Source organism: Vibrio sp. Vb1574 (genome assembly GCF_033338675.1).
In genome coordinates, this window is sequence record NZ_JAWOTC010000066.1 from 1 (window position 1) to 9,358 (window position 9,358).

The following is a 9,358-nucleotide window of genomic DNA, read 5'->3' on the forward strand; positions in this document are numbered from 1 at the left end:
ATCACTCAATAGCCAAGAATGGATCAAGTGCTGAGTGTCACACTTTTTCTGTCAATAGGGGCTTGGTGAACACTTACGATGGTAACACCACCCTCATCGGTCTTTGCCGTGAGAACGAGGCGTACTTTAAAGGATAATAATCTTAGGTCAACAAAAAATATTTTATTTATCAACTGAGTGGAGATAAATTCACCCATTTGTATGAATTAATATCAGAATTGTCGATTCCTACTCCATTTTTGTACTAGCAATTTGTTGCCTGCAAACATATCGTAAACGCATACCGCTATCTTGGGTCTATTGACCTTTCGCGGTGATTTTTTTCAGCTATTTGTGGGTTCTTTATACAAGGCAGAGGCTTTGAAGTATAGCTAGCCTACATGAAGAGCCGATAACGTCATAGAAATGAGCCACAAATGCTGCCCGAAGGGTTCAGCTAAAAGCGTTTTATCTCGAACAAAATTTAACCACGAAAGATAAAACAGTCCCTCGTATGTCTTTCATTCTTCTTTCGCTAAAGCATCGAAACCTGCTGCTAGTTTATAAATCAGACATTTACAATAAGTAAAATATTCATTATTCGCTGACTTTTAACCTCAATAAATACAACTTGCTTTATATCAACCTATTGCGAAAAAACGGACTCATTTCTTTTAACCAAACTCATACCAAATCTCCTACTTTCCTTTCAGAATCAACTTTTTTTACTACTACGCCAAAGTCTTTAGTTTCTATAGTTTGAATTGTTCAACAACGAATGTGAATGTAATTGAATAGATGAGGGCGAGTAAATGACTGAAAATTTTTTTACTCTTCGTGGATTCGTGACAACATTTATGTTTGTGTGCCTATCACTCCCTTTCTGTGTACGTTCAAACACTCTAACCATGGGATTGGCAGGACAGATTAAAGATCGTTGTGAAATTAATTTTTTATCAGGCAATGTGATGGCCTTTTCTGAGCAGAAGACGCAATCATTGCCCTTCTCACTATATTGCAATCGCCCTTTGGGGATCACCATCAATTCTCAATATGGTGGCCTTAAATATGAACATCAGGGCGTTGAATTAATTGAAAATTACGAACTATCGTTGCAAGTCGATGAGCTTCAATTAAATGAAAGTCGGCTTAGTAGACAATTGCTGTCGCCCGTAATGATAGACAGTTCTGGTGTTATTCCCTTTACTCAACGAGGAGTACTTAGGGTAACGCTCGAAAATAACTTGCTTTATGCCGGTTATTATCAAGACGTTATTGAAATTGAAGTCTACCCTTCAATTCATAGCGTGACAAAGTAGGAACTCTGCAAATAACTGCAGGGCAACATACGCTCAGCCGTAATCGAGCCAACAATTAAAAGTTAAAGGAATTTCTTATGAAAAAGTTAACACTCTGTGCAGCTGCTGTTACCGCTATTTTTGGTGCTAACACCCACGCTGCTCCTGGTGATGTTCAATTAGTTGGTTATGTATCACCTGTTTGTGAAGTGACTGGCCTTGCCACACAGTTAATTGACTTTGGAAACGTCTCAGCAATTCAAAGCGTAACTGTAGGTGGTCTGAATTTGAAATGTAATGATGCAGATGGTGCCACCGTTACTATGACCAGTGCTGAAGGTGGTTTGGAGTCGGATGATAATGAAGACTTTGCTCTAAAATATGATGCAACATTTAACCCTGGTGGTGGTTTAGCATCCTTTACATTGAACGCACCGGGTGGCCCTGGTCTAAACGATGTTTCAGCCTCTCAATCTTATGGCGGTTCAGGCACTTTGGCGAGCGGTGTAGGTGCATCGATTGACATTATTACTACTGAAACATCCCCTTGGGCTGGTGGCTACTCTGACACATTAACTGTGAATATCACCTCAAACTAAACGTACAAAATGAGGGGGCGCATTTCGCCTCCTCCTTTCTTTTCATGTAAGATTTTTTTGATGGAGCTTACTACTATGACTCGTTGGTTCACATTTTTCGTTTTGTCCTTTACGTGTATGTTCGCACATGCGTTTAAAGTAGAACCGATGTCTGCCGAGATGGCACCATTAGGGAAACGTGCTCAAATGACAATGCGGGTAGAGAATACCTCTACCGTGCCATTGACGGTAGAACTGCAACCCTACTTTATGACCATGGATGAATATGGTAACGAGACCATCGAACCAGCGGATGAAGAATTATTGGTCATACCCGTCACTGCCATTATAGAGCCAGGCCGTGCACAATCGGTTATGATTCGGTACTTAGGCGACCCTTCCATCACTGAATCTAGAGCGTACCGGGTTGCGGTTAAACAAGTTAAAGTGGAACGAGCGAGCAGCAACCAAGGCCAAGTGAGTTTGCTTCTTCGGTTTAACACGCTCATCAATGTTCGCCCGCAAAATACCTCGCCCCAGTTTGCCGTGACAAGTATAAAACAAAACGACAAAGATAATTGGGTTCTAGAAGTACTGAATAACGGTAACAGTTACGGACGATTAACTAACACGACCTGGAAAGTGTCCGATGGCACTCAGTCAACGTACTTGAAAGGAAACGAAATCGCACAACGTATCCCAGGGACGTTAGTGCTGCCCCACTCCAAACGTATCCTTGAAATGTTACCACTTGAGAATTTCAATATTCGTACACTATCCATTGATATTGAACAGGAGAAGTAGCGATGCAATGGCGTTTATTAGCCGGTGTGATGGTGTGCTTTATCTATACTAAAGCGTTTGGAATTACGCTTTCTCCAACTGTCATTGAGCTAAATACGGATCATCAGCTAACTTCGCAATTGGTAGTTTCCAATAACTCAACTAAAACGCTCGCACTTGAAGCCAACGTTCGGCGTTTGACGTTTGCGCCTGATGGTACGTTTGAAACGTCTAGTTCACCAAATGAAGACATTTTGGTGTTTCCGCCCGCAGCAATGCTTGCGCCCGGAAAGCGTCAAACATTTAGAATACAATGGCTAAGCAAAGTGGCGCTCGACGTGTCCCAAAGTTACTTTATTCGCTTTAGCACCGCCAATATTGATCGAAAGAGTACGCAAGTCGAAAAAGTGAATGGTTTATCTACTGGGATTAATCTAAAGATCCACTACAACGCACTATTACACGTCCACTCTTCTTCTCTTCAACCGGACGTAAAGTTACATATTGGTGAACATGGTAGTTTAACGCTCACTAACTCAGGGAATCGATTCACTTTCACCTCATTACTCAGGTTTGACAGTCTTCATGGTGACTTTAATCAAGTCGTGCTTGAGACGTTAGGTGAGCAATTTGTCCCACCACATTCTACTATTACTGTACATTCTTCTTCGAATCAATTACCCGTTGGCGTTTATCATGGTTATGAAAACTGACTTTTTAAAGATTTTTAAGTTGATGCGCAGGTTGAATAGTCTCACATTCATGTGCTGCTCTGTTCTATTCATAATAATTCCTGCTGCCCACTGCCAAGAAATGGTGCTTAATCCGACTGGCCGAGATATTCAATTAACATCTTTGCTTAGGGTCAGTGATACCATATTAGGTGAAGCAGACATCACCATTACGGCAGACAACCAAATTTTATTACCCAAAGAGGACACCCTATCTCTCCTGACGTCAGTTGTAACGCAAGAGGTAATGAATGCGTTGAGGGAATCTAGTGGTAATAACGTATTGTCTCAGCAGCACTTCGCACAAACAGGGCTAGGTTTAACCTTCGATTTTGCTTCATTAGAATGTGTTTTGACGATCCCACCACAATTCAGCCTGACTCAAAATTTATCAATGAGCGAAGCGGGAAATTTATATAATTATGCGCAGCCAAGCCTTTTAAGTGGCTATGTGAATGTGTCACTTTCTGCAAATGAAAGTCAGTTTGTCGACGAAGACTCTGCTCGAGAAAGTCTATATCGCAGCCGATTCGACTCAGCATTGAATGTAAGCATGCTTAATTTTGAATATGAATCCTTTATAGAAAATGGTTCTCTAACTGGTTCAAGCTACGTTAGGGAGGGTACACGCCTTAACATCGATTACCCTCAACAAGGCACTCGAATAGTAATAGGTGATATGTACAACAGTGGTCAAGCCTTTCAAGATGGAACTGACATTTTAGGAGTTGGTGTGACGCGTGACTTCACGCTTATACCAACCAAAAATGTACGCCCTCGCGCAAGTCAAACCTTCACACTCCAACGTACATCTAATGTCGATGTGTATATCGATGGCATCCCTGTACAAAGGTTAACCCTTGGGGCAGGTAGTTATAATCTCAGTGATATTCCACTAGCACAAGGAAGCAATGATATTGAGCTTGTTATTACTGATCGTTCAGGAAATGAAGAACGCATTGAATTTTCGATTGCGACCGGTAATGATTTATTAAACAGTGGCGAATTCGAATATAGTATCATGTATGGCGTTCCATCAGAAATCCAAAATAGACAATTAGAATACCTCACGGATGAGCGTATTTTTCATGGTTATCTCGATGTTGGTGTCTCACCTTGGTTAACCTTAGGAGTTAATTCTCAAGTCCGTGAAAACCTATACCAATATGGTGCTAGCGCACTTTTCGCTTCTAAACTAGGCATTACTGAATTAAACGCTTCACAGAGTGATCATCCGATTTATGGCCGCGGTGACGCTTATAAAGTGGCATTCGATGCCGAATTTTCTAAATCAAACTCACTAGAGCCACAATTAAGCTTCAGTTATGAATATTTAAGTAATAGCTTCAGTGGAGTGTCGGCCTATGAAGCATCAAGCAGTGATATTAATTTAACGACTCATTATGCTAGTGCTTTTGGATCCATCTATCTTTCACGTTCATTACGCGCGGCTGTTACTCTAAATTATCGAGCTGGCGTTGATAAAAAAAACGATTATTGGATTGTAAGTCCCAGCTTATCAGCAAGATTATTCGATACACCCGCCACGTGGAGCGCTCGTGTTAATTATAAGAATAACGAGAGGGGGAGCGATGACATTAGCACGACTTTCACCTTAAGTTGGCCACTCAGCAAACAAACACGTGTCGTTGGTCGTTATTCAACAGAACTCAATGAAAGTGCCTTAGATTATAGTTATCAAAATAATATTGGAAGCACTGGCGGTGTTTCTGCATTTGCCAGTACCATTAATAACAAAGAGACTGACGCAGATGTTAATCTTGGGGTTAACTATACGGCAAACCGCTACGAATTAAGCGCGAGTCACACCTCTCGCCTTGAGAGCATCAGTGATAATACGAGAAATCATAGCACCGATCTTAAGCTTAGTAGTGCGGTTGCATTTGCAGGGTCATCAGTGACACTAGGAAGACCCGTTCGAGAAGCGTTTGCCATCATTAATAAACATGAAAGCCTTGCAGAGAACGACGTTGCCATCGACCCTACCCGAGACGGTAAGCAAGCACGCGTCTATCTTTATGAAGACGCTTCTGCGTTGGTTCCTGACCTTGTGGCCTATAACAGCCAAGTGATCGGATACGACGTGGAAAATTTACCACCCGGTTACGATCTCGGAGAAGGCGCTTTTTGGGTTAAACCTGGCTATAAAAAAGGATTTCAACTTCAAATTGGTTCTGATGCGGTATTAACCGTCATTGGTAAGCTGTTCGATCGTCAAAGTAACAGCCCTATTTCACTTGTTGCGGGCTTTGCCCAGTACCTTGGTAAAACACAGCAAGAACCGATTGAATTCTTTACAAACCGTAGTGGGGTTTTTGCTATTTCTGGATTAAAACCGGGACAATACAAACTCGTTCTTGATACTAAAGAGCAAGAGTCGGTAGTTATTAATCTTAGTGAACGAAGTGACACCTTGATCAGATTAGGAGAGTTATATGTCGATTAAACAACTAAAGCGGAGCGCATTGTTCTTGCTACCATTGGCTAATATACCTTCTGTTTGGGCTTGTGAAGCTAACTCTCTGTCTATCCAACCAGCATCAACACAAGCAAAATACGATGTCTTCAATAACAGTAGTTTTGCAACTATCAATACCTATCGCGTGAGTGCAAATATTATTGGTGAGGGCTGCGAGCTTAACTTAGCTTTACAGCTTGACGATACAAGTAAATCACTGAAAAGTAGCCGTCAAGAGCCGCTTTTTTTCGAGTGGAGTGGACAATCAGGTAACACAATAGCTAATCAATGGCGCTTTACTTTGACCGAGAACCAACCTACTGCAACCGTACAAATGCGCTTTCCCGGTAAACAATGGTTAACGTCAGGGAGCTATCGAGGAGTTTTAGAAGTTGCAACGTCTTATGCACAAGGAGACAGCAAGATAGAAATAAGTCCTACCTTGCTTCCTGTCACTGTAGATGTACCATCCGCGGCGAAAATTCATTTTTACGGATTATCACAACCACACTATGACCTTGACTTAGGAACGTTACATTCAAACAAAGTGATCAACTCCTCGCCAAATCTATGGGTACAAAGTAACTCTGCCTACACAGTTGTTTTGGAGTCATCACATCAAGGTGCATTGCGCCACGAATCAAATGACCCCAGATGGGACATCCCCTATCAGCTTATCTTCGACAACGATAATATAAACCTAAAACATACTGATGCACGTATTCAACGTGATGCTGCGACGATCGGGCAGCCCATTCCTTTGAGCTTTATTATTGGTGACGCGACGGAAAAGCCAGGAGGTCAATACAAAGATATGTTACAGATATTTATCGAACCTAACCTATCACAACAACCATAGTGTGTGCTATCTTTAAAATTATTAATAATATATTGGAAAAATTCGGCACTGTTATCTACATTTGATATATTGAAAATAAGTATAATAAATGTCAATGGTAGTTTATCATGATAAATATCGACTCAAAAAAGAATAGTAATAGAAATAGCAAGCATATACTTCTAGTTAGTGATAACGGAATTTCCAATCAGTTTATACAACAAGAAATAGAAAAAACTGGCTATTTTTCCTTAGAAAAAAAATGCTCGAAAGAGATCACTAAATCTGAAGAGATCATTAGCTCTGATCTCGTTCTTATTAGTTATCAAAACATAGTGGAGTTTAGTGGTAACAATGTAAGCTTAACAAACATATTGTCCAACAAATGGATAATTTACGATGTTCCTAAAGAAATTGGAGAAAAGGCATTAGCAGAAATGCAATTAATGCATTTCTTGAATTTGAAAGGACTTATCTATCAGGATGCACCTATAGAGCACTTCACACGTTGTCTAAAAACTGTCAGTGACGAAGATCTGTGGCTACCAAGAAAAGTAATGACACAGATGCTCTTCGAAATTCGCCCTTATGCACTAAATTTACAAGTGACACAGGCTAGTACTAATCTAACCAAAAGAGAAATTCAAATATTTAAACGCCTCATCAAAGGTGCATCAAATCTTGAAATATCTGAAGATTTATTTATCGCAGAAAGCACTGTGAAAACACATCTTTACAACATATACAAAAAAATGAATGTAAACAACCGTAAACAGGCCATTAAGAAGGCACGTTTTATTTATGACTATTCTTCATATAATAGCTCTAAGCACTAACTTATCACTGCTCATATGCTAATTTCAAGGAGGAAAGGCCTAATCTTCGAAATTTAATAGCTATTCTCCAGACAATTAATTTTGAGTTACGCGGTTCTTGTTTATCATTGCTTTATTCACTATCGCAACAACTGCGCGCTATTGCTGCAATTTCTCTTTTACTTCAACCACTTTTGAAAAATCTAAACCTAATTCTTCTACTGCTTCTTTGATAAGCACAGGATTTTGCATTACCTGCCCCATCAATGCCTGAAGCTTATCTTGTGGTAGCCCCAGTTGACTGATTGTTGCCATGGCTGCCAAAGGGTTTTGAGTTAACGCATGAAATAGCTCGTTGATTTTCTCGTCACTGATATTATTGTCTTTCAACATCGCAAGAATCGGGTTCATCAAATTACCTTGAAATACTTTTAAAATGGGCTAGGGTCTGTTTATCTTTCGCGGTTAAATTTTGTTCGAGATAAAAGCATTTTAGACGAGGCGAGGTGTATGTCGCCTAGTCACTCTAAGCAAATACACCTCAACAAAGGATAAAACGCTTTTAGCCGAACCCTTCGGGCAGCATTTGTGGCTCCTTTCTACGGCGTTATCGGCTTTTCATGTAGACTAGCGACACATCAAAGTCTCTGCCTTGTATAAAGAACCCATAAATTGCTGCAAAAATCAGCTCGAAAGGTCAACAGATCCTAACAGTTTACCACTGAGCACGACACCCACGTAACTCGTTATTTCATTTTAGGACAAATAAACTTACCTTTGGCCGTTACTCTCACGACATTGTCGACTTGTAACTGAGCGACTAGCTGATAAATACCATGTCTTTCACGCTCACAGTGAGCCGTTATTTTGATTCGCTCATCTAGCTCAATAGGAGCATGATAGCGAACATCTAACTGTGCGGTAAGTGCTTCAACGTCTTGAAACAGCAGACAATGCGTCATCGCGCCATCCAGCAGAGCACTTGCGATGCCGCCATGTAATAATCCGGTATACCCTTGATGACGCGGCAGAACATGAAATTCTGCGACAACGGAATGATCGGGTAAACATTGATACGCAACGGCTAAAGAGTTCGGATTCGCGTCGGTTGCAGAACACACTGCACATTGATAATGAGATTGGTGGGTAATGTGAGACATGCGATTTCTGGACATAATGACAACTCATATTCAAACAAGTAATTAGCATATGCCAATTACATTTAAAGAAATGATGAGTAATCTTTGTTTGCACAACACTGTGGTTACCAATGGTCATCAAGGTGCGGGATCCAGGGCATATACGGTCTGTTTTATCTTTCGAGCTGATTTGGGTACGTGAATACTTGGCGTACTGCGCCCTACCGTCTTTGACAAGAGGTACAACCACGGCACGCTGAGCGGGTGGTTTTACTTAACAAACTACGTTGGACTTTACAGTAGGCGCTCTTCAGTGCGCGACGAGCAGAAAACCAGTCATCTGGCTTTTGCAGGATTAAGTAGCCGTTAAATCGCTTGACGAGTTCGGTTCGATGATTATCAATGAAGCGGCTGTCGAACTCGATCTCAAAATAGTCGAACGCTTCTTCTATGCAGCTAAAGCTAGCGATTTTGTCTTGAATAGAATTCTCAGGCATTCTATTTTCACCTCTTGAATCACACCTTTCATTTTCATCTTTTCTACTTAAAAATGCGAGGATTAAACGCGAAATCAAGCTTTTCAGCCTTCTTGACGATCTCTTTCTTCTTAGGATGATTGGGAGTCACAACGTCGTTTTTATGTAAGCGTTCACCGAGGTATCTTGACTTACCAGATCTGAAGAAACATATGCAGTTTATAGATCAAAAACGTTTGGGT

The 9,358-nt window shown here is 40.8% G+C and carries 10 protein-coding genes and 1 pseudogene; 7 read left to right on the plus strand and 4 right to left on the minus strand.

Annotated elements, in window-relative coordinates; all coding sequences use genetic code 11:
• Positions 1–791: 791 nt before the first annotated feature.
• The 7 genes from R7O12_RS23015 (at position 792) to R7O12_RS23045 (ending at position 7,522) form a co-directional block, all read left to right on the plus strand.
• Positions 792–1,298 carry a hypothetical protein gene (locus R7O12_RS23015; RefSeq protein WP_005398308.1) on the plus strand — a complete coding sequence of 169 codons (507 nt, stop codon included), beginning with the start codon at positions 792–794 and terminating at the stop codon, positions 1,296–1,298.
• 77 nt (positions 1,299–1,375) lie between these two features.
• Positions 1,376–1,876, plus strand: a complete 501-nt coding sequence (locus R7O12_RS23020) for a hypothetical protein (RefSeq protein WP_005398310.1) — start codon at positions 1,376–1,378, stop codon at positions 1,874–1,876.
• 75 nt (positions 1,877–1,951) lie between these two features.
• Positions 1,952–2,659 (plus strand): molecular chaperone, encoded by a 708-nt coding sequence (locus R7O12_RS23025; protein ID WP_005398312.1) that lies wholly within the window; start codon positions 1,952–1,954, stop codon positions 2,657–2,659.
• 2 nt (positions 2,660–2,661) lie between these two features.
• A complete protein-coding gene (locus R7O12_RS23030; protein ID WP_005398315.1) occupies positions 2,662–3,351 on the plus strand; it encodes a fimbria/pilus periplasmic chaperone in 690 nt (229 codons plus the stop codon).
• A gap of 100 nt (positions 3,352–3,451) precedes the next feature.
• Positions 3,452–5,836, plus strand: a complete 2,385-nt coding sequence (locus R7O12_RS23035; protein WP_031780705.1) for a fimbria/pilus outer membrane usher protein — start codon at positions 3,452–3,454, stop codon at positions 5,834–5,836.
• Positions 5,826–6,707 (plus strand): hypothetical protein, encoded by an 882-nt coding sequence (locus tag R7O12_RS23040; protein WP_005398319.1) that lies wholly within the window; start codon positions 5,826–5,828, stop codon positions 6,705–6,707. Before R7O12_RS23035 ends, R7O12_RS23040 begins: the two co-directional genes overlap by 11 nt.
• Before the next feature lie 107 nt (positions 6,708–6,814).
• The gene (locus tag R7O12_RS23045; protein ID WP_169629191.1) at positions 6,815–7,522 is read left to right on the plus strand and encodes a helix-turn-helix transcriptional regulator; all 708 of its coding nucleotides are present in this window, start codon (positions 6,815–6,817) and stop codon (positions 7,520–7,522) included.
• A 138-nt stretch (positions 7,523–7,660) separates the two neighbouring features.
• On the opposite strand, the gene R7O12_RS23050 is transcribed toward R7O12_RS23045, so the two are convergent.
• The 4 genes and pseudogenes from R7O12_RS23050 to R7O12_RS23065 all read right to left on the minus strand — a co-directional run.
• Positions 7,661–7,912: a DUF2999 family protein gene (locus R7O12_RS23050; RefSeq protein WP_005398555.1), complete on the minus strand. Its 252-nt coding sequence runs from the start codon at positions 7,910–7,912 to the stop codon at positions 7,661–7,663.
• Between the two features lie 335 nt (positions 7,913–8,247).
• Complete coding sequence (locus R7O12_RS23055) at positions 8,248–8,676, minus strand: PaaI family thioesterase (protein ID WP_005398557.1); 429 nt, start codon at positions 8,674–8,676, stop codon at positions 8,248–8,250.
• Positions 8,677–8,861: 185 nt separating this feature from the next.
• The gene (locus tag R7O12_RS23060) at positions 8,862–9,137 is read right to left on the minus strand and encodes a nitrogenase-stabilizing/protective protein NifW (RefSeq protein WP_005398559.1); all 276 of its coding nucleotides are present in this window, start codon (positions 9,135–9,137) and stop codon (positions 8,862–8,864) included.
• Between the two features lie 43 nt (positions 9,138–9,180).
• Positions 9,181–9,276, minus strand: a pseudogene (locus R7O12_RS23065) (RES domain-containing protein); the annotation flags it as partial.
• Positions 9,277–9,358: the final 82 nt, after the last annotated feature.

Excerpts from the sequence above, each read along its gene's own strand:
- R7O12_RS23030 (WP_005398315.1), top strand. The coding sequence starts at position 2,662 with ATGCAATGGCGTTTATTAGCCGGTGTGATGGTGTGCTTTATCTATACT.
- R7O12_RS23055 (WP_005398557.1), bottom strand. The coding sequence starts at position 8,676 with ATGTCCAGAAATCGCATGTCTCACATTACCCACCAATCTCATTATCAA.
- R7O12_RS23035 (WP_031780705.1), top strand. The coding sequence starts at position 3,452 with ATGGTGCTTAATCCGACTGGCCGAGATATTCAATTAACATCTTTGCTT.
- R7O12_RS23020 (WP_005398310.1), top strand. The coding sequence starts at position 1,376 with ATGAAAAAGTTAACACTCTGTGCAGCTGCTGTTACCGCTATTTTTGGT.
- R7O12_RS23015 (WP_005398308.1), top strand. The coding sequence starts at position 792 with ATGACTGAAAATTTTTTTACTCTTCGTGGATTCGTGACAACATTTATG.
- R7O12_RS23050 (WP_005398555.1), bottom strand. The coding sequence starts at position 7,912 with ATGAACCCGATTCTTGCGATGTTGAAAGACAATAATATCAGTGACGAG.
- R7O12_RS23040 (WP_005398319.1), top strand. The coding sequence starts at position 5,826 with ATGTCGATTAAACAACTAAAGCGGAGCGCATTGTTCTTGCTACCATTG.
- R7O12_RS23060 (WP_005398559.1), bottom strand. The coding sequence starts at position 9,137 with ATGCCTGAGAATTCTATTCAAGACAAAATCGCTAGCTTTAGCTGCATA.
- R7O12_RS23045 (WP_169629191.1), top strand. The coding sequence starts at position 6,815 with ATGATAAATATCGACTCAAAAAAGAATAGTAATAGAAATAGCAAGCAT.
- R7O12_RS23025 (WP_005398312.1), top strand. The coding sequence starts at position 1,952 with ATGACTCGTTGGTTCACATTTTTCGTTTTGTCCTTTACGTGTATGTTC.